This is a genomic window from Kitasatospora cystarginea (assembly GCF_039533515.1).
Classification (GTDB): domain Bacteria; phylum Actinomycetota; class Actinomycetes; order Streptomycetales; family Streptomycetaceae; genus Kitasatospora; species Kitasatospora cystarginea.
The window spans coordinates 56,517-81,958 of record NZ_BAAATR010000034.1; the positions used below are offsets into that span (position 1 = coordinate 56,517).

A 25,442-nucleotide genomic window follows, 5' to 3' on the forward strand; every position below is an offset into this window, starting at 1 on the left:
GGTCACTCCAAAACTCGGACAAAGTGGGAAGAAAGCTCACCATAATGGGCCTTTCCTCTCATACATCACGAGAGTTGGGGGCCCCTTGACCATGTCCGACGGCAGCGACGACGTGTCTCGCTTCACCCACTTCCGCTACGGCCAGGAGCCGCAGCCGGCCGAGCCCGTCCCCGACACCCTGGCCGTCCCCCACCCAGGCCCGCTGAGCCCACGCGGCATGCTCATCTCCTGCGTCCAGTGCCAGGCGACCCGCGACTGGCTCCTCATCCACGTCCACCCTGACATGGTCTTCATCCGGTGCCGCTGCGCCCACGAATGGCGCGAGCGGGACCTGGAAGCCCACCATGTCACCGAGGCCCGAAACGACAGCTTCGAGGAGCGCGAATGGGGCTCCTTCGACGAGATGTACCGGGGCCTCGGTTTCGACGGTCTCTTCCGTGGCGTGTACCTCGCCGAATAGGCGAAGCCGCGTCCGCTGCAACGCCGCCGCGCGCTTTCCAGCACCCCTCGACGGCGGGGAAGGGCCGGCGGCGCAAGCAGGCCATCACCGCCATCGGGGGCGGCTGCACCTTCGGCGAGAACCTCGGCACCCCGCCAGGGAGGCCCGAGCAACTGCCGCAGCCCAGTGCCGGCGGCTGACCCTCCGCTACCGCCTCCCGAGCACGCCGGGACACGATCGTCGCGGCGCAGAAGTGACCCGCGGCAGCGGTCACTTAGCATGCCGTGGGGCCTCCGGACACGATCGGAGAGGCCAGGGGAGAGGAAGGCGGATCCACGGTGCAGCACACGGGGCTCTACTACCCGTACGTCCACCTGCGCGACGAGTCGTGGGCGAAGGCCGCAGCGTTGTACTGGAAGCGGCTGGCCCGCGTCGTGCCGGACGGCTTCCCGGTACGGGACGAGTCGGTGGTCAAGGAGCTGCGGCAGGCGAACTTCCTGGTCGACACGGACCCTGCTCGAGCAGCCGCAGCGGTGGCGCCGGCCTTCATCGCGGCGGTGGAGGAGTACGGGACGGCCCTGCGACGGCAGTACGCGGTCGCCGGTCGCCCGTTCACAGCGCAGCGTGCTGCCGACCCGCGCCGGATCCGGCCCCGGAGGCAACTGGCCGGGCTCTACCCGCAGGAGGTAGCCCGGGAACTGGAGTCCGCACTGGTCGAGGCCGGGCTCGCCGAGCGCAGTAAGCGCGAATGGGTGGAGGACAGGCCCATCGACTGGGTGGCCGTCGACGCGATGCTTGCGTGGGTCTACAAGTGCGCGCTGACAGAAGAGTTGGCTCGCCGGACCGCGTTCGTGCCCGTCACCGATCAGATCGATGCCCATGCTGCAGGAGACGGCTGGTCCAGCGAGCAGATCGCCAGGGCTCTGCTCGGTGGCGGCCGTGGACCCGCCGCAGCGGAGGTGGAGTCGCGGATCGCGCTGATGGCGGTGCAGTGTGTCCTGCCGGCCGACCTGGAGAACGTGCCGATCGAGAAGATCATCAAGTTGCGGACGGACTACGCGGACGAGTTCGCGCTCTTCGCTGCCGCCATCGACACGGCATCGGCCGAACTGCGGAGCGCCACACGGGAGGTCACCGACTCCGCCGCTTTCGAGATCCACCTGAACGACACCTTCGAGCACCACATCGCCCAGCCGCTGGAATCCCTGCGCCGGGCGATGAGGGGCCTGAAGCTGGAGACGATGTCCACCGCCCTGACCGTCAAGGCGGAGGTGACGGTGGCGGGAGGCGCGATCGGCCTGCTGGGGGGCGCGGCGACGGCGGTCGGCGCCGGCCTTGCCTTCACCACTATTGCCGCCCGCCAGACGGCCGCCCACCAGCGGGACAGCCTCGTCTCGTCCTCGCCCGCCAGCTATCTGCTGCGCATCGAGAGGGAGTTGACACCGCAGACGCTGGTTCGCCGGGCGGGACGGGCAGCCATGCGCATGGCAGGCTTGGGAATCTGACCCGACCCCGGACATAGCGAGGGCCCGCGCCGTAGGCGCGGGCCCTCGCTATGTCTCAGCGGCTGGTGCGGGTATGCATTGCGGCGAGCAGGTCGAGAACCAGCTCGACTGGTGCCTCCCGGTCGAAGGTCGCCTTCCAACCGGGCTCGCGGGCCGTGCCGGTGACCGCGATGGTCCAGGTGTCGGCATGCGGGTCGTCGGGCGCGTAGCCGAGGTACACGCGAGTGTCGGGGGAAGCGGCGTGGATGCTGCCCCGCGGATCGCACACCCAACTCCAGCTGTGCGCCGCCAAGAAGGGACTAATCGCATAGGGGCTTCCCGGGCCGATCAGCCAGGTTCGGTGCTCGATGGGACCACCCGGCTTGAGGCCGGGAACGGTGGGCGCGGTGATGGCCACGGTCATGGCGGACGCCTTCCTGGTGGACGAGGTAGGGAAGACGTCCATGTTTGCTTGGCGATGCGTGGTTTGCGTAGTCCGTTGTGTCTGCCCGAGGCGAACAAAGGAGCAGGCACGACGAACGTCCTGGGCGCCGAGCAGGGGCTATGTCCCGTCTCGATGAACCCGGCGGAGTCTCGGTGAGCCTGGCCGGTGGTGGACCACTGATCATCTGGGTCGTGTGACGGCGTCTCAGCGTGTTTTGCGGATGGCGTCGGTGGCGGCCTTGGCGATGGCGGCGGGAGCACTGGAGGGCCGGGGCAGGTGGAGCAGGGTGGTCCCCGGCAGGTGGAGGGATTCCTTGGTGAGGGTGAGCTGGAGTACGGCGCACCCGGCGGCGGAGAGGCGTTTGATGCCGGTGACGGCTCGGGCAGTTTCGTAGCCGGTGTAGCGGGCGTCGGTGACGATCACGAGGAGGCGGCCGGTGCCGGGGCGGCTGAGGTCGAGGCCGTGGTCTAGTGCGTCGATGGCGTCGGCCAAGTTGTGGCTGCCGCCCTCGGCTTCGAACATCGTCACGCGGTCTGGCGCCCGGTGGGTGGGCCGGGTCAGTGCGGTCAGATGCATGTCGTAGGCGATGGTGGCGGTGCGGGAGTCGGGGCCGGTCAGGGCCGCTGCGCGGGCCACGATCCAGGCAGCGGACGCGACGGGCCCGCAGGCGGCACTCATGGAGCCGGAGACGTCGACGGCGATGCCAACTCGCAGCGGTGGGGTGGCGCTGCTGCGGCGGCGGGTGTGGGTGAACGGCTCCGCGGTGGGCACCGCCCCGGCGGCGCGCTGGGCGTCGCGGGCGAGGGCCTGGCGCATGTTGAGGCGGCCGGGCGGGGTGGGGCTGGTGGTCCGCTCCTCGGTCCGCTCACGATAGGCGGCGGCGCGCAGGGCGCGGCTCAGGCGCGCGGCAGCGCTCTGCTCGGCGGCGGTGGGCCGGCGGGTGCCGGTGACAGGGTTCTCCGAGGGCGCCGGTGCGCCGTCGGGGGTGACGGTGCCGCCGCGCTGGTTGAAGACCGACTTCGCGGTGGCTGCGGCCTTGCGCCGCTGGCCGGCCTGCTGGGCGCGCTCCTGCGCCTGGGCCCTGGACCGCGCGGCAATGGCGTTGTCCGCGGCGGCCCGTGCCGCGAGGTCGCCAGCGTCGTTGGCAGCCATGATGTCCGCGACGACCGCCACGGCGCCGGACAGCAGATCGGTGAGGTCCTCCGGCACGGGCAGGGCGGGAGCGGCGCTGTCCAGGGCGTCGCACCAGCTCTGGCCATGCGCGAGCATGGTCGTGGCGTCGTGGTCGGCGCACCGATGGGCCGCGGTCCAGATGCCGGTGAGGGTGGCCAGCAAGTCGGCGCCCAGCACCTGTTCGCACAGGCCGGCGACAGCCTTGGTCTCGCCGGCGTCCAGGATGCCGGCGTCACGGCGGCCGAGGATCAGGGCCGCCACGCCGGCGGCCTGCTCGATGCCCTGGACGCGGGGGTTGGAGATGTCGGGCATGACCAGGGTTCGGGCACTGGTGCGCAGGTACTTGCGGTCCATCGGCCGCCTGATCAGGTGGGCGCCTTCGGCACGGCTCTCCTCCAGCAGGAGCGCGGCCTCGACGACGCGGGGGTCCGCGCCGCCCGGCTCCACCCATACGGAGTGGGCGGCGTGGGCGGCCTCGTGGACGAACACTCCCCAGGCGGCAGGATAGCGCTCCTCGTCGCCCACGATCCGCGGATGGACCTCGTGGGGTTGGAGGGGGGCGAACAGGCCGGAGTCGAACTCGATCTCCGCCAGGCCGGGGAAGTAGGCGGCTGGTGCGCCGCTGCGGGTTCCGGGGCGGCAGGTGACGAGGAGGTCCTGGCGGCCGGACAGGGCGACCAGCCGGTCGCCGAGTTCGGCTCCCACGCGCAGCCACGCGGCTGGGGAGGAAGGGGGCTGTGCGGGTGGGGCGCCATCGTCGTCCCAGCGCGCGAGGTCGGCGTCGTCGTCGGGCGTGGTGGCGGCGGGCTGGACGTGGTGGCGGGCGCTCATCGAGGGCGACCCTGGTGCGCGGGTCCGGTGCTGCCCGGGGACTGCCGGGCGGCCGACGCGGTCGCGGCGGAGAGCTGTCGGCCGAGGGTGAGGGGCGCGACCTGCTTGACGCCGGCGATCTTGCTGACGGCGGTGGCGACGGCGTCGCGGTCCTCGATGGGCGCGATGCCGACCAGGTTCGCGAGCGCGGCCTTGGTGCCGAGGACGGCCTCGGTCTTCTGGTAGCTGAGCAGCTCGCGCAGCTGGGGGGCCCAGCCAAGCTCACCGAGCTCGACTTGGGCGGCGAGGTGTCGGGCGACCCGGACCACCCGGGCATCGATCCGCAGCGCCAGGGCGAGGTCGTAGTCCGTGCCGACCTGGATCTGCACGCTGAACCGGGACGCGAGCGCCTCGGTCAGCACGGCGCCGTGCACGCCCGGGTTGTGGCCTGCCACCACGTAGAAGCCCTGCTTGGCCTGGATGGTCTCGCCCTTGTGGGCCTTGACCTGGATCTGGCGGCGTCCGTCCATCGCCGGATACAACGCCGCCAGGACCTTCGGCGAGATCAGGGTCGCGTCGTCGATCAGCAGGGCGCGGCCCTCGGTCATCGCGGTGACCAGCGGACCGTACTGGAAGACGTAGTTGCCGCCGTCGTCCTGCGTGTACTCGCCGATCAGGTCGCCGACCGTGGTGTCGCCGTCGCCGGCGACGGTGAGCAGGTCGGGGAACGCGGCCTCCACCAGGGAGGTCTTGCCGGTGCCCGGGGGGCCGTAGAGCAGTACCGGCACGTCGGCGTCGCGTAGACGGTTCAGCGCCTCGACGTCGGGCAGGTCGGCCAGCTCCCGGGGGTGGTAGAGCTGGCCCCCCGCGCGGCGGATCGGGCCGCCAGAGTTGGGCGCGGCTGCTGAGGGAGCGGTCGTGCGGGCCGTGGCTGCGGCGGAGCGGGGGGAGTGGGTTCCCGGTCGGCTGATCACCGCGGTTTGCCCGGCTGCAGCCGTCTTCGCGTTCGCGCGGAACTGCTTTCCGGTGCCGAGCTGGTCGGCCTCGCCGCGGAGCACCAGGGTGTTGACCGCTTGCTGGACAGCACCGTGGGAGTGGCCCAGTGCCTTGGATATTTCCCCGATGGTGAGCGGGTCCGCCGACCGGTCGGCCAACATTCGGGCGACCTTGGCCCGCAGCTCGCCGGGCTTGGCATGTGCTGAAGTGGAGGGCGGTCCGGGTGTGGTCAAAGCGAAGATCCTTCAACGTGTTCGCGCGCGGGCGGGGTGGCAGGCGGCGAGCAGCTCGTTGGCTGCCGAGCAGGTCCGTCCGTCCGGTCCGTGCTGGTTTCCGGCGCTGGGCAGGCGCAGCCAGGAGCTTCTTCGAATCCGGCCTGGAGCAGGATCCGTCGGGCGGCGGCGTTGTAGCTGGTGGTGGTGATCTCGCCGGTGTTGATGTGCCGGATCGTCACGAACGGCTGGGCGGTGAGCTCTGCTGGCGCCGCCGCCTCGTGAACAGGCGAGGGGTCAGGGACGACGATGGCGCGGGCCGCCGGCAGGGATTCCGGCGCCGCCGTGCGGCGGTCGTTCAGGTCCTCGGAGTTGAGAGGATGCGAGGTCAGGATGTCTCCGTGATGTTCGGTTCGGGGCTTGGAGGCTTGGGCGGCCGGTGCCAGCCGTGTTCTGGGGCGCGGGACTCGGCGGTGCGGGGCCTGGGGGGTCTCACCGCTGGGGGGTCCTGCCGGAAACGCTGGCTGTGACAGGCCGTTCAGCCAGCCGCACCACCGCCGCCCGAGGCACACGGCGGCTGGCTCGGCGGAGGGCTGGAGGCATGTGCGGTGGCAGAACCCGGAGGTCAGCGCGGGTCCGGCTGCCGACGTGCCGGGCCCGCAGGACTGTAGTGCGTGGTGAGAGGCGGAAGGGCTGGTGGTGGGAGGTGTCCCAGCGCTGGGTGCGAGGCGCCACCGCGTGTCCGGGCTGCGGCTGAGCGGCCTGCCGGACCGTTGCCGCCGCGGTCGGCCTTGCGGGTCGCGGTGGGGACGAGGCCGCGGATCTGCTCAGGCTCTCGGGACACGGCGCGTAGCAGCGCCCCGGTGGCGGCGGTGAGCAGGTGGTCAGGGGCGTTGCGGCTGAACTGGACAGTCCACACCCCCCTTTGGGTGGCGGCAGTCAGCGCCGGCCCCGGGTCCGGGGCCGACTCGGGCCATGAGAGTGCAGCTCGACGGTCGGGCGCGGACACTAGGCGGTACCCGTCACGGTTGAAGCCGGACCAGCCGGATTCCAGCAGCATCACGGTGGCCCGGTGGCCGGTGATCGGCGCGGTGGCGGCTGCGGGTGCATCCTCGGCGTCCTGGGCCGCGGAGATGAGGGCGTAGGGGAGTTCGCCAGGGACGCGGTCGCAAAAGCGGACGGTCCACCCGCCTGCGCCGGTCAAATTCCATTGCTGGTGCTGCCGGTTGAGGGCGAGACGTTCCTGGGGGCTGATGAGGACCAGGCCGGGTGGGGCGTCGAAGGGGCGGAACCAGCCGTGTTCGGAAGCCAGACGGGAGGGGAGGTCGATGCCGCCTGGCCCAGTGAGGTGGGCAGGGCGGACGAGGACGTCGGGTCGGGTCGGTGCGGTGGCGGGCAAGAAGCTGGCAGCTCCATCAGGTTCGAACCCGGCGCGTGCTGGCGACGGGTGAGGCGAAGGGGGTGAGCAGCGGCGCGTGCCGCGGCGTCGAGGTCAGCGGGCGCGGTGGCGGCCGGGATCCAGTGCCGGGAGCCGCGACGCGGCGCTCACCACCGACCCGGTGGCGGCGGCGGTGTGGCGGGCGGCTGCCGCGCGGGCGCTGGGGGACGGGCTGGCCTGCGGGAGAGGGGAGGTGGGGTCGGCGGTCCATGCCCGAGCGTCATCGATGGTCGCGAAATGGCCCTCGCGCAGGGTGTAGGTGTCCGCGTCGACCTGCCGCTGCTCGTGGAAGACCCGCACCGGCCGGTCGGACTCGACGGTGAGAGTGTCGGTGGCGATGACCCAAATGTCGTACGGCTCGGCGTCGTAGGTGTATTGGTCGTGGACGGTGAAGCGGTCCGGGTCGGCGGCGCGCAGCAGGTCCTCGACGCGCTCGGTCTCCCGGTCGGCTGCGGTGATGCGAACGAGGTCGGTGAACCGGGTGGGCTCGGCGCCGCGTTCGACGAGCCAGCGCTGGGCCATCGCCACGAGGGGCTGGAAGGCGAAGTCGATCTCGAACAGGCCTGCTGCGAGATCGCGTTCGACGTGCACGGCCATGACGGACGGCTGGCCCGGTAGGTCGTTCCACATGTGCGTTCTGTCGAACAGCACGAAGTAGCTGCTGGCCAGGTCGCCGGCATGCTGGTCGGACAGGGGCAGGAGGTCATGGGTGATCGCGGCGAGGTAGCCGGCGTTGTGCTCGCTGAACGCGCCGCGCGGTTCGAGCGCGGCGATGCCGAAGTCAACGACATCGCTCGCGGATTGGTTGGGGATGGGAGTCTCCGTCGGTCGGGTCAGCGCCGCCGGGCCGTGCTGCGAGGCTGGTCCGGGGCGGGCGCTGCGGAGGGTGCGGCTGCGATCGGGGTGGTACTGATGCCGCGGGCCAGGGCTGCGGCTCGTCTGGCCGGTGTTCTCGTGCGTGGTGGGGCCGTCTGGGCGGCCAGCCAGATGCGGCCCTCGGCGGCGGCATCCGCCCGGTGCACCCGAACGGTGTAGGTGCCGGCGCGCTGGTCGCGGGTGATGAGGGCGGCAAGGTACCGGTCGGCGTCGGCGCCGAGATAAGCGCTCGTCCCGAGGCCGGCGCCGTGCTGCGCGTCGAAGTCGAGGCCGCAGTGGCGCAGGAGCCGGGCACCGGTCGCGTCGTCCGCAGTGGCGGGCTCAAGTCCGGCCAGGCCGAAGTCGGTGCCGTCCGGCCGTTCGGATCTGGCGGTCACTGGTGCGACGCCCGGGCCGGAACCGTGGCCCTCTCCGGCGCTGTCGAAGGCGAGTTCGTTGCGGTGTCGGGCAGAGGTGCTCCTGTTCAGAACGGAGGAGAAGACGGGGCGGAGGCGGGAGGGCTCTCATGGGAGCCCTCTGGCCTGCCGCGTCAGGCGAGGACCAGCTGGCCGCCCCTGTTCAGCTCGTCAACGATCCCCCACGAGGCTTCGTTGTTCTTGAGGTTCCAGGTCAGGTTGCCGCCCCGGCCAGCGGGGAGGTAGTTGACGTCACCGTAGAACCATGACGAAGTCCAGATTCCGATGGTCGAGTTGGAGGCGTTCTCGGCGCTGGCGGCATTGTTCTTGACCTGCTGGCCGTAACCGGCCGATCCGTACTGGTCGGTGGCCCAGAACGTCTCGTTGATGCTGCCGTCCTGGGTGCTGTACTCCTTGGTGAGTGCGCCGTTGGCGTTGCTGTTGTAGTACAGACACAGGGTGACGTAGGCGCCTTCGCTGTCATGGCAGCGGACGGGCGAGCTCCAGGTGCTCCAGCTGCTGATCGTGTTGCTGGTCGCGCTGGCTTCGCCTGCGCCGGTCAGCAGGACGGTGCCGGCGACGGCAAGGGATGCCGCGATGGCGGTAAGACGGCGGCGGGTGGTGGTCTTCGGCGTCATGTCGGGTCCTTTCAAAGGAAGTTGGAGAATTACGTTGCTGATCGACGGGGTCAGCGGCTCGTCGGAGTTGGTGCTGTCCGCCGGGTTGGCAGCGGCGGTGCCCGGGCGGTGGGCGCTGCCCGGACGGCCGACGGTGGGCCTTTGTAACTGGTCGCGGGTGGCAGCATTCCTCCGAGGGAAGGGCCTGGGTGGAGCGGATGCGGGAGACCCATGTCAGGAGCCGGGCCGCGGCGACGTCCAGTCCTGGCTGAACAGCCGATCGAGGCTCTCGGACTCCGACGCGAGGGTGAACTTGACCGCCTTGAGCTGTGCAGCGTGCTGCTCGATGGCCTTGTTCTGCAGCTCCGACTCGGCGGCAAACCAGATGCCGATCAGGTTGGCGGAACGTTTGCACGCGACATCGGCCTCGGCCTGAGCGATCTCGGAGCTGCTGGGGCGAGGGTCGGCCATCGAGGCGATCCCGTCCGGTGCCTTCAGCGGATCCGTAAGCGTGTAGCCGTGGGTCTTCATGCAGCCGGACCAGGCGCTGATGGCGGCAACGACGCGAGGGTCCGCCAGCGAGTCGGTGAAGCTGTGCGTCTTGATGTCGGTGACGACGCCGTCGGCGTTGCTGCCCGGCCCGGCGGGCCCGCCGCTGGACCCGGGAAGGATTCGCTCGAGTTCGCCGAGACACCCATGCTCGGGAAGCGGAGTGCCGGCATACGTGGTCACGCGGGTACCGGTCTTCGGATCCAGTCCCAGCAGGACGGTCTGGGCCTGGGCGGACAGCTGGCTGAGGACGACGGGCCGGTCGGTGGCCGCCGTGCCGGTGACCGACTGCGGGAGGTGGTATCCGCACGTCCGGGCGGCGTCGGGGTCCATGAGGCCGTAGCGGCGGTTCATGACGGTGTACGCCGCAAGCGCCGGGCTGTCGGCGGACGGCCTCTGGGGCACCGGAAGCGTTTGCCCGTACCGCTTCATGCAGGCACTGGTCGCGGCTTGCCCGAGCCACTCGATCTGCACCGACTGTGCCGGGGTGAGCATGTACTGCTCGATTGGCAGGTGCAGCTGCGCGATGGCGACTGATGGAGCCGGGGTGACAACCGGGGGCTGCGTAGTGGGCTTCGGCGGAGCCGGGGCGCAGCCTGCCGCTGTGGCGATGGCGAGCAGGAAGCCTGCGGCTGTTGCTCGGCGTGCGCGACGGGTGTGAGGGGCGAGCGTGGGCAGCTGGTCGTCCAAGAGGTTGGGCCGGTCAACGGGACCGGGCGGTCGTGGGGTGATGGTCGAGCGGCGTGGGCTGGGCGGAGACGGGCACCGCCACCGCGGCCGAGGTGTGGGAGCGGGCGGCCACGGCCCGGGGCGGCTCTGGTCGGGCGGCGGCGCGCTCGGCCGCCTCCCGGTACTGGAGTACGGCTTGGCCCAGGTGTTCGGCGGCGAGGTCGTAGCGGGAGCCGAGGGTTTCGAGGTCCGAGCCGAGGAGGCGAAGGACGCCCTGGGGCTGGATGTCCCGGTGGTCGCCTGCGCGGACCCTGGTGAGGCGCTCGATGGCGCCGGCGGCAATCCGGCGCAGTTCCTGGTCCAGACTGTCGAGTTGGTGAGCCATGTTGCCGAGATGACGGCCGAGGGCGCGCAGTTCCCCAGGATCGGGGTGGAGACGATGGAGGTCCCAGGTGTCGACGCCGAGCCGTTCCAGGACGAACCGGCGGCCGGCGAAGGCCGGCCGCCCGTCGATCACGGTTGCGGGGGCCGGGCCGGTCGTGGGGCTCTTGCTCATCGGGTCCTCGTCGTGGCCTGGGTGGGGCGGGTGCTCCCTGCGGTCGGCTGTCCCTGGTCGACCGGTGCCGCCGAGCGGGCGGGGGACGTCGTGCCGGCCAGGGCGGCGTGCACGCGGGCACCGAGCGGGGTGAGGCGGAGCCGCTGGCCTTGGTAGAGGCTGGTGCTGCGGTCTCGGTCGACAAGGTGGCGGTCCATCAGGGAGTTCACCGGGCTGAAGGCCGTAGGGGCCAGGTCGCTCTCGTTGACAGTGACCTGGCTGCGGGCGACGGCGTCGAGGGCCTGCCGCTGAGCTTCGTTGAGCTCGACCACCGCGTCGGCGGGGGCCTTCGGCGCCGGGCCGGACGAGACGGCGAGGACCTGGTGCAGGCCGGTGAGCGCGTCCAGGCGCTCGTACAGCTCGACACGGCGCGTGGCCAGGGTGTCCAGGGACTGCGCGGTGGAGGCGAGCAGTCCGTTGGCCTGCAGCAGGGCGCCGTCGTTGCCGTCGAGGACCAGCTGCATGTCGTCGCGGATGGTGCGGGCGAGCGCCACCAGGCGCTCCTGGACGTGGTCCAGGCGTCGGACGGTGGTGCGGATCTCGCTGTTTACGCGGCCGAGGGGGGTGTCGTCGCCGTCGTCCCAGCCCGGCACCGCGCTGAGGTGCTCGACGCCGAGCGTCCGCAGCACCGTCGCGGTGCCGACCCGGGTCGAAGGGGCGGCCGAATGGGCTGGCGGGCTCTCGGAAGCTCGGGTCACGAGCGGGCCTTCCAGTTCGCGCCGATCGCGGCGAGCCCGACCTCGACGGCTTCCTGGAGGCTGTCGACCAGCGGGGCGTCTGCGGTGGCCAGACGGGTGGGGCTGTGCAGACCGCCGGTGTGCAGCACCGGGAAGGCGCCGATCGCGCGGGCGGCCACCGCGTCGTCCACGCTGTCGCCGATCACCACCACCCGGGACGGGTCGATGCCGGGGTCGAGCGCCTGGAGGTGGGCGGCGAGCGCCGGTGCCTTGCTGGCGGCTGACGGTCCGATGCGGCCGTCGATGCGCTCCATCAGCCCGGCGATGCCGACCTGCCGGACTTCGCGCATCAGCCGCTCGTGCGGGGCGAGGGAGAGCAGGGACTGGCCGACGCCCCTGGCGCGCAGGCCCATCATCAGCTGGCGCACTCCCGAACGCAGCCGCACCGGGCGCTGATCGAGCACGGTCAGGAAGGCGGCGTCGTTGGACTGCCACTCCGCGTCGCTGATGGTCCGGCCGAGCAGGTGGTCGTAGAACGAGCGGATGGGAACGCGGTGCTGGGCGCGGTAGGTGTCGACGCTGACCGGCGTGCCGCCGAGCGCGGGAAGGGTGGCGTTGAGGGCGGCGACGTGGTCGCCGAGGTCGTCGCGGACGGTGCCGTTCCAGTCCCAGACGATCCGGACGGCAGTGGTGGTGCGGGGGGTCAAGCGCTCTTCTCCAGAGGGGTGTTGGGGGTGATGTTGAGCAGGTCTGCGCGCGGCAGGAGCACGGCTGCGGTCAGGGCGGCGGAGAGCACGACCGCGGTGGCGATGGCCGTGGTGCCGTGGACGGCGAGGCGGCCGGCGACGGCGGTGCCCAGGGCCTGGCCGACGCCGATGACCGCGATCAGCCAGGCCGCGGCCTCCGTGGCAGTGCCCTCGGGAGCCAGGCGGTCGCAGAGCAGGAAGGCACAGGTCAGCAGCGGGGCCAGGTACAGGCCGGGGCAGATACTGAAGGCCACGGCGGCCTGCGGCACGGTGGTGAACAGCAGCGGCGCGACGCAGATCGCGTACCCGCCGGCTGCGGCGAGCAGCTGACGCGGCAGGGAAAGCGGCCACGGGGAGCGGGTGTAGAGGATTCCGCCGGCCACGCTGCCTGCGGACAGCGCCGCCGGGAGGAGCCCGCTCAGCCAGCCCGTCCCGTTCAGGTCAGCCACGGCCAGGGCCAGGACGTTGAAGGCGCCGAGGCTGACGCCCAGGCAGAGCATCGCCGCGAGCAGGAGGAGCAGGCCGCGCGAGCGCAGAGGTCCGCTCCAGTGGACCTCTCGGCGCGTGACCGGTGCCCAGCAGGCGGGAGGGCGGGTGGCGACGACAGCCGCACCACACCCCCCGATGACGCCGCATGCCCACAACGCCACAGCGGGGGAGATGAGTTGGCCGAGTGCGGTGGCCGCGAGAGGCCCGGCGACGAACACGATCTCCTGGCTGACGCTGTCGAGGGCGTACGCCACCTGTTGCTCGGCCGGGTCGGGGACCAGGCGCGGCCACAGCGCGCGCAGACCCGCCTCCAGCGGAGGGGTGGCGGCCCCGGCGAGCACCGCGAGCGCCCCGGCCGCGATCGGCTCCGTGGCCAGGTCGAGCACGGCGAGCCCAGTGAACGCCACGAACGCCACCGACGCCGCAAGGGCTGCAACCGGTGCCAGGCGGGTGCGGTCGACGAGACGGCCGAGCAGCGGCTGGCCGACCGCGCTGGCCAGCCCGTAGAGGCCGGCGAGTGCAGCCCCAAGCAGGACCGGTCCGCCGGCCGAGCGCACCGCGAGCAGCAGCGCGAGGGGGGCCATGGCGGTGGGCAGTCTGCCCACAAGGGTGCCGACGAGCAGCGCGGGCACGTGCGGGCGGGCGAGGATGTCGCGCATTGCTGGACGGTGGGGGTGGGGGTGGGTGGCGGCAGAGGGCATGCGGGCGGTGGGGTCTCCTGACCGATCGGGTGTGAGGGGGTCTCAGCCGGCTGGTGCGGCGCGCAGGGCGGCGGCGGCTGCCCCGAGGTGGGCGCTGGCGCTGGTGAGCAGGACGGAAGCGCGCAGGCGGCCGGCCTGCACGAGACCTGCGGTGTCGGTGATGCCGCTGTCGGGGACGGACAGCTGGTCGAGGACGGTCGACATCGAGCCGCCGGCCGACAGCATCGACTGCTGGGCCGACTCGATCCGGGCCAGGGCGCGCAGATGGACGCCGGTGGGCGTCCCGGCGGCGTCGACGACGGCCGCGGCCGAGGCGCTGACGGTGGCGAGGTGGACCAGGACGTGCAGCAGGTTGCTGCTCAGCAGCCGCGCCGGGTCCAGTGCGCGGTGCGGCAGGTCCAGGCTGCGGGCCAGTGCCTGGATCTGCTCGGACTCCTCCTGAAGGTCGGCGGTCAGCAGCGCGGTCGCGTCGTGGTGGTCGATGGCGGTCAACGGCTCCTCCGGGCGGGGGCGGATACGAGGTGGGCGGACGTGACGACGGGGCCGGTGGGACTGGCGGCGCGGGCGGCCGGGGAGGTAGGGCGGGTGGAGTCGGGCCGGTAGGGGTCCGGGCCGATGTCCAGGTAACGGCGCAGCGCCGTCGGCAGGTCGGCGGTGCGGCGGCGGGCCGGGGACTCGGTGGCCAGCGAGCCGACGACGGCCTCGATGAGCAGGTCGGGGCAGTCGCCGACCAACTCCGCCTCCCAGCCTTCGCCGTCCACCCCGGCGGTGATCAGCCATGCACGCTTGCTTCGGTGGCACAGGATCTCGGCGAGCCGGTCGGGCGCGGTGATCCGCGTGACGCCCCCGCCCCGGGACTCGGCTCCCTCCCAGCCGGCCTCGGCCAGAGCGTTGATGGCCTCGTCGAGATCGGCACGGTCGGGAGCGCCGTCCTCGGCCACCACGGCCACCTCGACCAGGGAACCGGCCACCGAGGCCAGGACCTCGTCAGGAGTCTGAGAGCTGAAGGACACCCTCCAGCCCAGCCCGCGGGCGGTGAGCGACTCGTACTGGTACAGCCTCTCGGTGTCGTCGTGGAGGAGGACCTGGATGTCGCCCCGGGCGTACGCCTGCACCTGGCCCTGGTCGGTGCGGGTCCAGGACGCTGCGCGCAGGACGCGGCCGGCCGGTACGAGGGAGGTCAGACTCCCGAGGGCGAGGTAGGCGGGCCGGACGCCGACGGTGCTTCCGCGCTTCCAGGTCTTCGGCAGGGCCGGGCCGACCCGCTTCGGGGGCGCGCTGCCTGGGGCACGACGCGCCCTGGGCGCGGTGTTGTTGCGGGCAAAGGAAGTTGTGGTGGTGTCCAAGGTTGTCCTCAGTGCCGCTTGGCGGCAGGGGAGTTGGTGATGAGCGGGGCGGGCTGCGGGGCTCTCTGGTGACTGAAGGTCAGCACCGTGGACACCGAGCGGATCGCGGCGGCCTTGGCCCGGGAGGCGGCCTGCGCCGACGGCGACGGCGCGCCCGCCGCGGCAGCGCCCGGGACCAGCGCGGGTGCTGCCAGTGCGGCCGTTCGTGGCGCGGGCGTGGCCATGGCAGCAAGCTGCGGCGCCGGGGCGGCGGGAGTGGCGCTGCGCGCGTTCGTCCGGCGAGTGGTCACCGAGGCGCGCGACGGTGCCGGCAGGTGTCGCTGGGCCCACCGGCCGATGGCCTCCAGCGGCTCGTCGAGCGCCTTGCCGGCCCTGGTCAGCCCGTACATGTAGTTGCGGGGAGTGCCGGTGCGCTCGACGAGTCCGTCCTTCTCCAGCTGGGCGAGGCGCTGGTAGAGGTTTCCGGCGACCATGCCGGCGGGCAGCGCAGTGTCGACGATCTCGCTGGGATAGGCGGGTTCGCCGTAGGCGGCCAGAGCCATGATCGTGGCGACGGTGTGTGTCTTGTTGAGCGTGGCGAGCGCCTGCTCGGTGTAGGCGCCCAGGCCGCTGCCGTTCTCCGGGACATCCTGGTGAGCCGAGGCCCAGCGGGTGACGGGAATCTGGATGTACAGGGCCTCACTGCCGGATCGGGTGAGGGAGACGAAGGAGCCGCCGGCCTCACGCTTGCGGGTGATGAGCCCGTCCTCCTCCATCGCGTCGAGCCGGGCGTCGATCTGGGACTCGCTCATCCACAGTGACTTCGCTTCCAGCTCGGGCTTGGGCAGGGTGCCGTCGGCGCGCTTGAGCAGACGCAGCAGCGAGATGGTGTCCTGCGGGCCGAGGACCGACAGGGCGTTCTGGATCCGCTGGGCCTGGGCGAGGGTGGAGGGGGCGGAGGGCATGCGCTGGTCCTTCACGGTGAGGGGATGGACAGTTGAGGCAGGGCTGGGTCAGGACGCCGGGCGGGCGGCGGCGAGCAACTGCAGGCGGCGGGCGGCGGTGTTGTAGACCTGGTGGCCGCTTCGAGGACCGGCGGCCAGCAGGTAGATCTCGCCACCGCAGCGGGAGGCAGGTCGGGGCGGGCGCTCCTGGTAGACCAGGCGCCAGCACCGGTCGCGGTCCAGGTAGACGCGGCGGCAGCCGGTCAGGTCCCACAGGCCGCGCCGGCCCAGGACGGGTCCGCGCTGCTGGCAGCGGACCAGGCGGCGCAGGTGGTGGACGGCGGCTTCCCGCACGTCGCCCGGGAGCCGGTCGAGATCGGTGAGCGCCGCCGGGTGGGCGTTGAAGTCGAGCAGCGCGGCGGCGGTCACGGGCGTGGTCCTTGGTCTAGACGGAGGTGCGGGGGATGCCCGGCTTGGGCAGGGAGGCGGGGTCGGTGTGCGGGGGATGCGGCAGCAGCCGGTGGTGCGGATGGTCTGGATTGGTGGTGCACGCGCCGAACGGCCCGTCCGGGGCGCGCAGTTTGAGCAACAGCGGCTCCAGGTGATCCCGCTGCCACACCGACGGGCCCGTCGCGCCCGAGCGGGAGTCGGTCAGCTCCTGCCAGGCCAGCCAGCAGTGGTGGATCCGGGCGAGCGCCTCGTCGTGCTCGGGCCAACTGGCGCACCACGGCCGCCCGGAGGTGATCTCCTGCCCGTAGACGCCGAGCAGGATGTGATCCACCCACGGCACCATCGTGGCGACCTCGGCGGCGAGCGCGTCGTCGTCGAAGGCCAGGATGGTGAGCGAGACCGGATCGTCGGCATCGCTCTGCGCGCCTGCGGCCTCGGAGTCCTCCTCGGCGTCGCCGAACAACGTGGGCTCGGCCTGGTCGCGCTCCTGGGCGAGCCGGTCGGCCACGATGGCGAGCGAGTCCCTCTCCGCCTGGAGGCGGGCGAGGGTGGCGCTCCACTCGGCCACGGTCTCCGGCGTGACCGCGGGGCGGCCGGGCGGCTCGGCGGGAATATGGGTCGACAAGGGCGGCTCCAGGTGAATCGGCGGTGCGGTCGGCGATGCACGACTCTGCCCGCCGACCAGGTCCTTGCTCGGGCAATATCCCGTGGTGTATGGCCGCCGGAAGTTCACGTGGAAGGCGCGCGGTGATTTCCACACAAAGAAATTCCAGCCGTCAGCAACTCCGTTGCCAGCGCAGCCTGTTGAGGAACAACACCATTTCCCAGGGCGGTGAGCTGGGTCGACCTGGAAAGTCCTGTGATCTGCGTCACCCAGCCTTTTTCGAGGCCCATGACCCATTCCACGAAAGCCGGGGACAAACGCCCGCGCGAATCCATCGGATCGGGCGCCGGGCGCGTTACGCGCTCCCAGCGGGCTATGGCGGGGGCGTATTCGCCCCACCGGCTGCCTCCCGGAGCGGAGACCGGAAGTCCCCGCCCGCCCGACGGCCCGGTGTGCCCGTGTCGCTCGCCTTCGGTGGCGGCAGCAACCGGGCGGCGGCGCTCGGCAGGGTCAGATCCCCGCGGCTGCCGCGCTGGTTTGGGCCGCCCTTGGTGCCGTCGCTCGCCCGGGGCGTCGGAAGCAGGTGCTCCACGAGATCCGAGAGATTCGGACCATGCCCGCCCGCTCTCCTTTGGTCCGGGTGCTGGGAGCCCCCGATACTGCCGAGGTTCGACGTCGGCGTGAGCAGCAGGGTGATTACATGGCCCAGGTCCTCCCGGCCTGCGTCCGGGCCCTTGAAGTCCCGCGCCCTGGGCGTCGGAAGGCCAGGCGGCGATGAAGACCCGCTCTCTCCTGTGAGGTGCACCGACGTCGGATGCGCGTAGCACCTGCCAGCGCGCATCGAACCCCGCGCGGGCCAGGTCTGCGAGTACGGCACCGAGTGCCCGCAGATGATGTTCATCTCCGGTGTCTCCCAGACACCACGGGCAGGGTTCCACGTCGCCATCGGCTGACGAGCGAGCGGGGGTCGAGAGCAGACCTCGGACATTTTCCAGAATCACCAGACAGGGCTTGAGGGTTGAGATGGCGCGGGCGATGGTGTGCCACAGGCCGGAGCGGGTGCCCTCGGCGAGCCCGGCACGGCCGCCGGCGACCGAGACATCAGTGCACGGGAAGCCCGCGACGAGGACGCACACCGGCTCGACCGAAGCGAAGTCGACGGTGGTGATGTCACCCAGATTCGGGATTCCAGGCCAGTGATGCTCGAGGACGGCGGCGGCACTGGGGGCCGGGTCGGCGTGCCAGGCGATCGTCCCGCCGAGGACGGACTGCACACCGAGGTCCAGACCTCCGTATCCGGAGCACAGAGAGCCGATGCGCGGGCCGGTCATCGCGGCCCCCTGGCGGGGGCGGTGGGGGCGGGGGCGTCGCCACGGATGGCTCCAGGCGCTGGCATGGGTCTGGGAGTTGGGCGCCGCGCGAAGGCCGAGCCCAGGCGCGCCGCGGCGGCCCGCAGACTGCTGCGTGCAGGTCGGGCGGCGCGATCGGCGGCCTGGCGCAGGCCATCGGCAGCCTGGTCCAGCGCCCGTTCGGCCCGACGCAGCGAGCGGTGGTGTGCCGCGCTGTCGGCGCTGTAGGTGACGCCGCTGACGTTGTCGCGCCACAGGTCGCGGGCGAGGGCGACGAGGTGCTGGTCGGCTTCGGTGAGGTCCATCGCCGCATCTCTGAGGGCCAGGCCGGCGGGATGCGGCGCACGGCCGGGAGGGCGGGTGGTGGTGAGCGTCGCGGCGATAGAGACGATGTCCAGGTGCGCCTGGCGCACCGCCTCGATGTGTGCGGGTGCCGTGTGGAGGGTGTCCGGCCGGCGCAGAGCGGCGAGGCCGGTGCGGGCGGCCTGTATTCGTTCGGCGGCGTCGGTGAGGGCTGTCGGCAGGTTGTGGTCAGGGGAAGACAGGAAGGAACTCCAGGTGTGGACTAGAGCCGCTTGGCCGCGAAGGGGCTGGGCGTGGGCCCGTGGCCGGGGCTTTCGGCGTTCGGGCCGCTGCGGAAGGGGCGGGTGAAGACGGACCGCAGGCGGGCGGCTGTTCCGCGGGACGGGCGGCTGGCCTCGACCTGGGCGGCTGGGCGAGTGGGCTTAGCGGCGGATCTGGGCGCCGGGGTGTTGCGGCGCAGGTGGTGCGCGGCGGTGGACAGTTGCTCGCCGGCGTCGCGGTACAGCCACTGGGCGTGCTGGCGGGCGATCGACGTCGGCGAGTGCTCGTGGGCGTCGGCGAGTTCGAGGACCTCGCTGATGCGCTGCAGGGCGGTGGCCGTCAGCGAGACCGCCCGGGTGGTGGCCCGCCGCTCGCGCCGGGCGGTGGCGACCTGATCCGGCGCGGCGAACGGGTCGATGGGCCGCACGGCGGCCTCGGTCAGTTCGCCGTGGAGTACGCGCAGCGCGATCATCTGCACACCGACCAGGCCGGGGGCGGGCAGTGGTCCGTCGTTGGGCACGGTGGGCCAAGAGCCGGCCAGCTCGTCGAGCTTGGCGGCAAGTTCCCACGCGGTGGGGTGGTTCGCGGGCAGGGGATGCTCCTGTTGCAGGTGTTCAGCGGCCTCGGTGCAGCGGGATGACGGGTGCGGTGGGGGCGGACGGCTCTGCCTGTTCGCCGGTCGCCGGCTGGGCGCTGACGATCCGGGACCTGGCCGCAGAGGCCGACGACCGGGCCCCGCGTCGTCTCTCCAGGTCGTCGGTGGGCAGCGGCACCACCGGTGCGGGGGCGGCGGTGGTAAGCCGGTCGGCGGCGGAGTTCAGCTCCTCGACCGCAAGGGTGGTGAGGTTGTCCGCGAGGGTGACGGCGTGCTGGGCTGCTTCGGTGCGGCGGGGCTCCGGGGCGAGGAGCAGGCCGGTGGCGTCGGCGAGGAGGGACAGGCTCTGGCCGGTGCGGAATACAGCGGTGGTGAAAGCGGCCAGGGCTGCGCGGTCGGCCTCAGGGTCGGCCACCCGGAACAGGTACTCATCGCTCGCCTCGGCGGCGATGCTCACCAGGTGCGTTATCGGCCATGCGGTCTCGGACGGGTGGCCGGCCGAGGCGACGGCGGGAAGGGTGCGGCGCACGGCCTCCAGCCGGTCGGCCAGGGACCGCATCACCGCCGCGGTGGCGTCGGTGTCGTTCAGGGCGCTCCGATCATCAGGAGGGGAAAGGGGGAGCGTTCAGCGGCGGCCGGGAGCGTGGGTTGAGGCGGCATCGGGTGCCGGGGTATGGGAGACGACCTTGGAGGCCCCGGCCTGCCGCGATGCCGCGCCGGCGGTGGCCGCCTCCTGCGCGAACCCGTGCGGCACGATCACCAGGGGCTGGCGCCGGTACTGGGCGCGGGCGGCCAGCATCCGGGCGGCGGGCCCGTCGGGATCAGCCAAGGCCTGCTGCTCGCGGTCGAGTTCCCGCCGACGCACCTGGCCCAGCCCGGTGCGGAACCGGCGGATCGTGCTGATGGTGTGGGTGAGCATCTCGTCGGCTTCGGCGAATTGCTGCGCCACCCGTCCGTCCAGGCCGGGCGAGTAGAAGTGGGAGCGGGTGGTGCCGCGGGGCCGTACCTGGTTGGCGAGGTCGCAGGCGTTGTCCAGCAGCTCGGTGAGTTTGTGCAGGACGGGGCTCGCCCGGGTGGCGGCGAAGGTCGGCCCCCAGTCTTCGCCCACGTTGGCAACAGCGGGTCCGGTGCGGTGCGAGAGCTCGGCCCGCATCCGGGAGGCGGTGGCGACGTAGTCGGCCAGGGCGGTGATGTTCTGCGCCAGCAGGTCCGGGACTTTGGCAGGCGGGCGTCTGGCGGTGTGCCGCAGGTCGCGTCGGATCTCGGCCAGAGCGTTGGCCAGGTCGGTCAGGCGCTGGACATCCTCCGCGCGTATGTCCGTCATCGGCGCCGCCCGCCGGCGGTGGCCAGCAACTGCCCGGCCGCAGGTGCGGCCGTGACAGCGGTGGCGGCACGGGGGCGCTGGGTGGTGGTTGCCTTCGGCGTTGCTGCGGGCGGCAGTTGGTCGCTCAGCGCCAGGACTTCCCGCGCTCCGCCGACTGCGGCGTTGCGGGCCTCGGTGACCGCGCACAGCGCCTGGTAGCCGAGTCGCCGCTCGCGCTCGGCACCCTCGGCGTCGCCCTCGTGCGGGAGGGCGGTGTCCTCGAGGGCGACGGCCAGATCCAGGACGTGGGCGAGGTGGCGGTGGAGCGTGGCGGCGTGCGCGCGCCCGGCACGGAAGGCCCTCACCGCCGCCAGACCAAGAGGGTCGGTCGGTTGGCCGGAGGTCTTGAGGTCGCCGAGCCGGACCGAGCAGTGCCGCAGCACGGTCAAGGCGTTCTCGCACTCGCCGGCCACGGCTGCGGCGGTAGGGATGGTGGGGCGCTCGGGCATCGTGGCGGCGGTGTCGAGGTTCTCCGCGATGTGCGAGAAGACTGCGCCGAGTTGGGTCAACTCTCGTGTGTAGTCGGGTATTTGGGCTGTGCCTCGGGTAATGTCGGACTCCTGGTCGGGGTGGGGGCCTGCTATCGGCGGGGTGCGGCGGCTGCCGGCACGGGGACGGGCGGTAGAGCCGCACTGGTGGGCCGGCCGGTGAGCGTCGGAACCGGGACAGCGGCGGCGCTGCGGGTGAGGGCGGCGGTGCTGCGCCGGGCGGGCAGTGCCGCAGTGTCGCGGCCGGATCGGGCCTGGAGGCGCAGGGCGTCGCTGGCTTCGGTCAGGGCAAGCCGGGTACGGGACAGGGCCAGGTTCAGCTCGCGCCCTGCCCGCTCGCGCACGGCCTCGGCGCGCTGGCTGCCCAAGCCGTCAACCTCGTGGATGCGGGCGGCCATCGTGACGGCGCGGCTGATGGTGCCCAGCGCCTGGCCGACCTGGGCACCGGCATCGGTGAGTACCCGGGCATGTGCCCGTTGGGTGGTGTCGGCCAGCGGAGCGCCGGCCAACGTGCCAGCCGAAGCCAGCACCTTGTGGTGGCGCGCGCCGATGCGGGCGGTGAGCGGGAGCAGTTCTGCCATCGTCGGCAGGCCCTGCTCGCGATAGGCGCCGGGAATGGCGGCGGCCAATTCATCGATGGCGTCGGCCTGGGCCCGCAGCCGGGTGGCCAGCGGGTTCGGAGGGCGCAGCGGCGTCTCGAGGGACAGAGAAGACTCCTTCAAGGATCTATAGGGAGCGGGCAGGGGTTGGGCGAGTGGGCGGCTCGGCCAGGCGGGCAGCACGGGGGATGGAGCCGAGCGCGGAGCGGATCGCGGTGCTGCGACTGGCGGCGGCTGCGGCGCGTTCGACGCCTGGGCCGGCGCTGGATCGCCGCACGGTGAGCAGCTGCTCATCGCCGTCGTCAGGCAGGGGCGCCTCGACGACCAGGTCGCCGGGCCGCAGGTCGAAGGCGCGGATCTGGAGGACCTGGGCGCCGCGGCCGTGCCAGTCGGGCAGCCAGCCCATGGATTGGAGGGCGTCCTCCAGCGTCATGGCGTGGTTGTCCGTCAGGTTGCGCAGGGTCTGTTCGGGGACCTGGCTCAGCCGGGCCCAGTCCGGCAGGCCCATCCTGCGGCCGAACGCCGCCCAGGGGGCGCCGGTTCCTAGGCCGTGCCGGTGGACGGGTTCCTCGGTGATCGCCTGCTGGGCGCTCCAGCCGGCCTCGATCCTCTTGTAGATCGTGGTCGCGGTGGCGTTGGCGCGCGGGTCGACCGCCCACATGTAGACCGGCTTGGTCTCGCCGAACGCCGTCAGTGGCTTGTCGTCCCTAGCCGTTCCGGGGCCGAGGGCGAGGGCGTCACCGATGCTCAGGTCGTGGGTGACGACGCGGTTGTAGAGCGTGTGGTAGGTCGTGCCGATCTGCTCCGCCCAGCCGCGCAGGGTCATCGTCCGCCCGTTGAACGTGTACTCGGGCAGCGTCTGGTCGTGCTTGTCGGTGGCGATGGCCCGCTCCGCCTCCCAGCCGAGGGCCAGCCGGGTGCGCAGAGCCTCCTTCTTGACCACGCAGCGGGGGTCGGCTGCCCAGGCGCGAAGGCTCTTCTTCTCGCCGAATGCCTCGATCTGGCCGCGGGCCAGTTCCCAGTTGTAGCGGCCACGGCGGGTGTCGGCCGGAACGACCGGCCGCGCGGGACGTTCGTCGTCGGTCAGCGGGTGCTCCTGATGGGGGCTTGGGGCGATGCCGCCTCCTGGGCGGGGGAGGCAGCGGCGCCGGGGTTCGGGACGGTGACGGGGGTTCGGACGCGGGCGGCCTGGCGGCGCTCGGCCGCTACAGCCGGACCGGGCGGCGGGTCGGATCGGCGCGGGATGTTGTTGGCGGTCCGCCAGCGGTCCTGCACAGCTTCGGCGGCGCCGAGCGCGTGCAGCGCGGAGCCGAGCAGCCGGGCACCCGGGAGGGCGGAGTCCCGGGCCAGCAGCCGCACCATGCCGGCCGACGCGGCGCTCTGGCGCAGCAGAGATGCCCGCAAGACGCGCTCGGCCCAGTACTGCGGATCACCGGCGAATCCGCCGCGGGTGACAGCGCGAACGCCGTCGGCGGTGATGACGCCGGAGGCGATGGCCCCGCGGTGCTGCGCTTCCCACAGCACGGTGAGCTGGTCGATCGGCTCCGAGCGGTGGGCGAGGGCGGCGAGCGCCTGGTAGACGGCGCGGTGTCCGGCGTCGAGGAAGTCGCCCGGTCGCAGCCACCGGGTGATCTCGACCAGGCCGCCGGGGGAGGCGGTGGCGGAGGATAGCATCGCGCTCTCGTGCTGCAGGGTCTTCTCGCGGACGCCGTCCGTGAGTTCCAGCGGCCACGGGCCCGGCAGCGGGCGGGGCCGCTCGTCCAGCGATCCCCAGGAGCCGACGAGTTCGTGGATGGCCGCGCGCAGCTCGCCGGTCAACTCCAGGACTCCCTCCAAGGAGCCGGTTCGGGCGGCGTGCTGAAGCCGGTGAGCGCGTTCGTGAACCTGGCGGCGGATCGCGCCCTCCAGCACCATCCGGCCGTAGGCGCCGGCATGGCTGGAGACCGGGCACGCGGCCATCAGCGTCCCCCCGTACCCCGGCGTCATCCCCCGGCTGGCCTCGGCCGCCACCGACATCGCCCCCAGTGCCCAGTCCCGCCGCTGCTCCTCGTCGGCGTTCGTGGCCAGGCCTGGATGGCCGGCCGCGCGCCGGGCGAGGAGGACTTCGTACAGTGCGGCGTGAGCGTGGCGGTAGAAATGCGAGGGCTTCAACCACGAGGCCACCGACTTTAGTTGGGGTGGCGCGAGGAGGAGTGCGCCGAGCAGGGCCTGCTCGGCCTCCAGTTGGAGGCCGGCGGAGCCGCCGGGCATCATCAGCATCCCCGACGCGCGGTTGTGGGCAGGCGCTCGACCGTGACGGCGGTCTGCTGGTCATGAGGGGTCCAGCCCCGTAGGGCCTGTACGGCGTTCTCCATGAGCCTCCTGATCGGGTAGGGGAAGGGGGGAGGGATCGGCGCCGGGCGGCGGTCGCTCCGATGGTTGGTTCGGTCGGTGGTTCTGTCGGTCAGCGACTCCGCGGTGCCGGGTGGCCGGGGGCGGCGGATCGCGGCCGTGCGGTGGGCGCCGCCCACTCGGCGAGGCCCGGAAGTAGCAGCGAGGAGGCGGCTGCCGCCGAGCGGCGAGAGGCCAGGCGCGGCGAGGAGTTGGCGGCGAGCGACTGGCTGTCCGGGCCGTACAGCTCATCGAGGTAGCTGGGGACCTTCTCCCGCCACGGCCGCTTGAGCACTGTGCTCAGGACCCGGGCGGCCTCGGTGGGAGCGACGATGTCGCCGATCTGCTGGAAGGCCGCGGACGGTGAGCCCTCCCATGGATGGTCGGCCGGCATGCCGACCAGCAGAGCCGCTTCGCCCACGGCGAGCCTGCGCTGCGAGTCGTTCGCCCAGTACCAGCTGCGGGCTCGCCCGGTGATGGCGGTTGCCGTGCGATCCGCGGGCCACTCGTTTCCGCCGTTGGTACGGCGGACCCCTCTGGTGTTGACGCGCACGCCCTGCGGCCATCCCAGGGCCTGCGCCGCGGTGCGGACGGGCGGGGGTTCGGACGGCTGCATGGCCTTCAGGTGCACGTACTGGTGACGGCCGGCGACGAGATATGTCCGGCGGCGGTGGGAGGCGAGGCCGACGTCGGCCGCGTCCAGGGTCTGGTAGCCGCTGCTGCACCAGTCAACATATTCCAGCGCGTCGCTGAGGTGGTCCAGGACGATCTCCGGCAGCGCGCTGGACTGCTCCATCGCGAGCCAGCGCAAGGAGTCGAACTTGGCGGTCAGCGTCAGCGACCAGATCAGCGTCTCGGCGATCAGGCCGATCCGTGCGTCGGTCATCTCGGCGATCGGCTCCCGGACTTCGGCCCGGGTCAGGAGAGGGCCGGTCCAGCCTCCGTGGCCGTCCCATTCCGGGTCGGGGCAGATGCGGCAGACGTCGGCCTCGTCGCACTCGCCCTCGTCGTGCCAGTGGCCGAAGCTGCCCTCGACGGCCCGGGAGAAGACATCGAGCAGCAGCTCGATGTTGCGGTCCTCGTGGCCTTGGCGCTTGCCCGCCGGCGTCCAGACCTGGCACGGGGCGCTGACGATCAGGCCCTCGACGTACCGCAGCGCTGGATGGGTCGGGTCGAGGGATCGGACGTCGCAGACGATGCGCCGGTGGCCGGCCGCCCTGGCCGTCGCCGCGGCGTCCGGGGCCAATTCGACACCGATGACGTCGAACGCCCCGGGCCGCGGGTCGAGGATGCGCAGCCCCTGTTCCCAACCTCCGGGCCCCGCAAACAGGTTGACGATGCGAGGCGGGTCCACGCTCGGCCTGGGCGGGAAGAGCCAGGCGACCGGCCACGGGTGGGCGAGCGCGACGAGGTCGGCGTAGGACCACGGACCCATCCGGTGGTCCGGCCCGAACCACATCGGCTCCCCTGCGCTGGACAG

At 72.3% G+C, this 25,442-nt stretch carries 29 protein-coding genes; 2 read left to right on the plus strand and 27 right to left on the minus strand.

The window, feature by feature from the left end; all coding sequences use genetic code 11:
* Positions 1-91: 91 nt before the first annotated feature.
* Positions 92-460 (plus strand): hypothetical protein, encoded by a 369-nt coding sequence (locus tag ABD369_RS29780; protein ID WP_425557814.1) that lies wholly within the window; start codon positions 92-94, stop codon positions 458-460.
* A gap of 317 nt (positions 461-777) precedes the next feature.
* The gene (locus ABD369_RS29785; RefSeq protein WP_344639673.1) at positions 778-1,944 is read left to right on the plus strand and encodes a DUF6236 family protein; all 1,167 of its coding nucleotides are present in this window, start codon (positions 778-780) and stop codon (positions 1,942-1,944) included.
* A gap of 55 nt (positions 1,945-1,999) precedes the next feature.
* Here ABD369_RS29785 and ABD369_RS29790 read toward each other — a convergent pair whose 3' ends face one another.
* The 27 genes from ABD369_RS29790 to ABD369_RS29920 form a co-directional block, all read right to left on the minus strand.
* Positions 2,000-2,389: an SPDY domain-containing protein gene (locus ABD369_RS29790; RefSeq protein WP_344639674.1), complete on the minus strand. Its 390-nt coding sequence runs from the start codon at positions 2,387-2,389 to the stop codon at positions 2,000-2,002.
* Between the two features lie 183 nt (positions 2,390-2,572).
* Complete coding sequence (locus ABD369_RS29795) at positions 2,573-4,372, minus strand: vWA domain-containing protein (RefSeq protein ID WP_344639675.1); 1,800 nt, start codon at positions 4,370-4,372, stop codon at positions 2,573-2,575.
* Positions 4,369-5,580, minus strand: a complete 1,212-nt coding sequence (locus ABD369_RS29800) for an AAA family ATPase (RefSeq protein WP_344639676.1) — start codon at positions 5,578-5,580, stop codon at positions 4,369-4,371. Before ABD369_RS29800 ends, ABD369_RS29795 begins: the two co-directional genes overlap by 4 nt.
* Positions 5,577-5,801 carry a hypothetical protein gene (locus ABD369_RS29805; RefSeq protein WP_344639677.1) on the minus strand — a complete coding sequence of 75 codons (225 nt, stop codon included), beginning with the start codon at positions 5,799-5,801 and terminating at the stop codon, positions 5,577-5,579. Before ABD369_RS29805 ends, ABD369_RS29800 begins: the two co-directional genes overlap by 4 nt.
* A gap of 1,250 nt (positions 5,802-7,051) precedes the next feature.
* Positions 7,052-7,648 carry a glycosyl hydrolase gene (locus ABD369_RS29810; RefSeq protein ID WP_344639678.1) on the minus strand — a complete coding sequence of 199 codons (597 nt, stop codon included), beginning with the start codon at positions 7,646-7,648 and terminating at the stop codon, positions 7,052-7,054.
* Positions 7,649-7,830: 182 nt separating this feature from the next.
* A complete protein-coding gene (locus ABD369_RS29815; RefSeq protein WP_344639679.1) occupies positions 7,831-8,250 on the minus strand; it encodes a hypothetical protein in 420 nt (139 codons plus the stop codon).
* A 152-nt stretch (positions 8,251-8,402) separates the two neighbouring features.
* Positions 8,403-8,906, minus strand: a complete 504-nt coding sequence (locus ABD369_RS29820; RefSeq protein WP_344639680.1) for a hypothetical protein — start codon at positions 8,904-8,906, stop codon at positions 8,403-8,405.
* Positions 8,907-9,119: 213 nt separating this feature from the next.
* Positions 9,120-9,929: a hypothetical protein gene (locus tag ABD369_RS29825; protein WP_344639681.1), complete on the minus strand. Its 810-nt coding sequence runs from the start codon at positions 9,927-9,929 to the stop codon at positions 9,120-9,122.
* A gap of 208 nt (positions 9,930-10,137) precedes the next feature.
* A complete protein-coding gene (locus tag ABD369_RS29830) occupies positions 10,138-10,659 on the minus strand; it encodes a hypothetical protein (RefSeq protein ID WP_344639682.1) in 522 nt (173 codons plus the stop codon).
* Positions 10,656-11,396 (minus strand): hypothetical protein, encoded by a 741-nt coding sequence (locus ABD369_RS29835; RefSeq protein WP_344639683.1) that lies wholly within the window; start codon positions 11,394-11,396, stop codon positions 10,656-10,658. Before ABD369_RS29835 ends, ABD369_RS29830 begins: the two co-directional genes overlap by 4 nt.
* The gene (locus ABD369_RS29840) at positions 11,393-12,082 is read right to left on the minus strand and encodes an HAD family hydrolase (protein ID WP_344639684.1); all 690 of its coding nucleotides are present in this window, start codon (positions 12,080-12,082) and stop codon (positions 11,393-11,395) included. The genes ABD369_RS29835 and ABD369_RS29840 overlap by 4 nt, the downstream gene beginning before the upstream one ends.
* Entirely contained in the window at positions 12,079-13,269 is a 1,191-nt protein-coding gene (locus ABD369_RS29845) for an MFS transporter (RefSeq protein ID WP_344639685.1), read from the minus strand. Before ABD369_RS29845 ends, ABD369_RS29840 begins: the two co-directional genes overlap by 4 nt.
* A gap of 84 nt (positions 13,270-13,353) precedes the next feature.
* On the minus strand, positions 13,354-13,803 hold the full coding sequence (locus tag ABD369_RS29850; RefSeq protein ID WP_344639686.1) for a hypothetical protein: 450 nt from the start codon (positions 13,801-13,803) through the stop codon (positions 13,354-13,356).
* Positions 13,800-14,657 (minus strand): hypothetical protein, encoded by an 858-nt coding sequence (locus tag ABD369_RS29855; RefSeq protein WP_344639687.1) that lies wholly within the window; start codon positions 14,655-14,657, stop codon positions 13,800-13,802. Before ABD369_RS29855 ends, ABD369_RS29850 begins: the two co-directional genes overlap by 4 nt.
* A gap of 8 nt (positions 14,658-14,665) precedes the next feature.
* Positions 14,666-15,601, minus strand: a complete 936-nt coding sequence (locus ABD369_RS29860) for a winged helix-turn-helix transcriptional regulator (protein WP_344639688.1) — start codon at positions 15,599-15,601, stop codon at positions 14,666-14,668.
* Positions 15,602-15,649: 48 nt separating this feature from the next.
* Entirely contained in the window at positions 15,650-16,009 is a 360-nt protein-coding gene (locus ABD369_RS29865) for a hypothetical protein (protein ID WP_344639689.1), read from the minus strand.
* Positions 16,010-16,025: 16 nt separating this feature from the next.
* Positions 16,026-16,655: a DUF4913 domain-containing protein gene (locus ABD369_RS29870; protein WP_344639690.1), complete on the minus strand. Its 630-nt coding sequence runs from the start codon at positions 16,653-16,655 to the stop codon at positions 16,026-16,028.
* Between the two features lie 104 nt (positions 16,656-16,759).
* Complete coding sequence (locus ABD369_RS29875) at positions 16,760-17,965, minus strand: DNA (cytosine-5-)-methyltransferase (protein ID WP_344639691.1); 1,206 nt, start codon at positions 17,963-17,965, stop codon at positions 16,760-16,762.
* On the minus strand, positions 17,962-18,396 hold the full coding sequence (locus tag ABD369_RS29880; protein ID WP_344639692.1) for a hypothetical protein: 435 nt from the start codon (positions 18,394-18,396) through the stop codon (positions 17,962-17,964). The genes ABD369_RS29875 and ABD369_RS29880 overlap by 4 nt, the downstream gene beginning before the upstream one ends.
* 152 nt (positions 18,397-18,548) lie before the next feature.
* Positions 18,549-19,067, minus strand: a complete 519-nt coding sequence (locus ABD369_RS29885) for a hypothetical protein (protein ID WP_344639693.1) — start codon at positions 19,065-19,067, stop codon at positions 18,549-18,551.
* Positions 19,068-19,161: 94 nt separating this feature from the next.
* A complete protein-coding gene (locus ABD369_RS29890) occupies positions 19,162-19,701 on the minus strand; it encodes a hypothetical protein (RefSeq protein WP_344639694.1) in 540 nt (179 codons plus the stop codon).
* A 66-nt stretch (positions 19,702-19,767) separates the two neighbouring features.
* Complete coding sequence (locus ABD369_RS29895; protein ID WP_344639695.1) at positions 19,768-20,466, minus strand: hypothetical protein; 699 nt, start codon at positions 20,464-20,466, stop codon at positions 19,768-19,770.
* The gene (locus ABD369_RS29900; protein ID WP_344639696.1) at positions 20,463-21,014 is read right to left on the minus strand and encodes a hypothetical protein; all 552 of its coding nucleotides are present in this window, start codon (positions 21,012-21,014) and stop codon (positions 20,463-20,465) included. The genes ABD369_RS29895 and ABD369_RS29900 overlap by 4 nt, the downstream gene beginning before the upstream one ends.
* 71 nt (positions 21,015-21,085) lie before the next feature.
* Positions 21,086-21,715 carry a hypothetical protein gene (locus tag ABD369_RS29905; protein WP_344639697.1) on the minus strand — a complete coding sequence of 210 codons (630 nt, stop codon included), beginning with the start codon at positions 21,713-21,715 and terminating at the stop codon, positions 21,086-21,088.
* Between the two features lie 4 nt (positions 21,716-21,719).
* Positions 21,720-22,535, minus strand: a complete 816-nt coding sequence (locus ABD369_RS29910; protein ID WP_344639698.1) for a hypothetical protein — start codon at positions 22,533-22,535, stop codon at positions 21,720-21,722.
* Between the two features lie 140 nt (positions 22,536-22,675).
* Positions 22,676-23,842 carry a DnaB-like helicase N-terminal domain-containing protein gene (locus ABD369_RS29915; RefSeq protein WP_344639699.1) on the minus strand — a complete coding sequence of 389 codons (1,167 nt, stop codon included), beginning with the start codon at positions 23,840-23,842 and terminating at the stop codon, positions 22,676-22,678.
* Between the two features lie 193 nt (positions 23,843-24,035).
* Positions 24,036-25,421: a DNA cytosine methyltransferase gene (locus tag ABD369_RS29920; protein ID WP_344639700.1), complete on the minus strand. Its 1,386-nt coding sequence runs from the start codon at positions 25,419-25,421 to the stop codon at positions 24,036-24,038.
* Positions 25,422-25,442: the final 21 nt, after the last annotated feature.

Bases quoted from the DNA above. Each gene is read 5' to 3' on its own strand.
- ABD369_RS29780 (WP_425557814.1), top strand. From the start codon at position 92: ATGTCCGACGGCAGCGACGACGTGTCTCGCTTCACCCACTTCCGCTAC.
- ABD369_RS29790 (WP_344639674.1), bottom strand. From the start codon at position 2,389: ATGGACGTCTTCCCTACCTCGTCCACCAGGAAGGCGTCCGCCATGACC.
- ABD369_RS29795 (WP_344639675.1), bottom strand. From the start codon at position 4,372: ATGAGCGCCCGCCACCACGTCCAGCCCGCCGCCACCACGCCCGACGAC.
- ABD369_RS29820 (WP_344639680.1), bottom strand. From the start codon at position 8,906: ATGACGCCGAAGACCACCACCCGCCGCCGTCTTACCGCCATCGCGGCA.
- ABD369_RS29825 (WP_344639681.1), bottom strand. From the start codon at position 9,929: ATGCTCACCCCGGCACAGTCGGTGCAGATCGAGTGGCTCGGGCAAGCC.
- ABD369_RS29830 (WP_344639682.1), bottom strand. From the start codon at position 10,659: ATGAGCAAGAGCCCCACGACCGGCCCGGCCCCCGCAACCGTGATCGAC.
- ABD369_RS29845 (WP_344639685.1), bottom strand. From the start codon at position 13,269: ATGCGCGACATCCTCGCCCGCCCGCACGTGCCCGCGCTGCTCGTCGGC.
- ABD369_RS29860 (WP_344639688.1), bottom strand. From the start codon at position 15,601: ATGCCCTCCGCCCCCTCCACCCTCGCCCAGGCCCAGCGGATCCAGAAC.
- ABD369_RS29875 (WP_344639691.1), bottom strand. From the start codon at position 17,965: ATGACCGGCCCGCGCATCGGCTCTCTGTGCTCCGGATACGGAGGTCTG.
- ABD369_RS29890 (WP_344639694.1), bottom strand. From the start codon at position 19,701: ATGCGGTCCCTGGCCGACCGGCTGGAGGCCGTGCGCCGCACCCTTCCC.
- ABD369_RS29895 (WP_344639695.1), bottom strand. From the start codon at position 20,466: ATGACGGACATACGCGCGGAGGATGTCCAGCGCCTGACCGACCTGGCC.
- ABD369_RS29915 (WP_344639699.1), bottom strand. From the start codon at position 23,842: ATGCCCGGCGGCTCCGCCGGCCTCCAACTGGAGGCCGAGCAGGCCCTG.
- ABD369_RS29920 (WP_344639700.1), bottom strand. From the start codon at position 25,421: ATGTGGTTCGGGCCGGACCACCGGATGGGTCCGTGGTCCTACGCCGAC.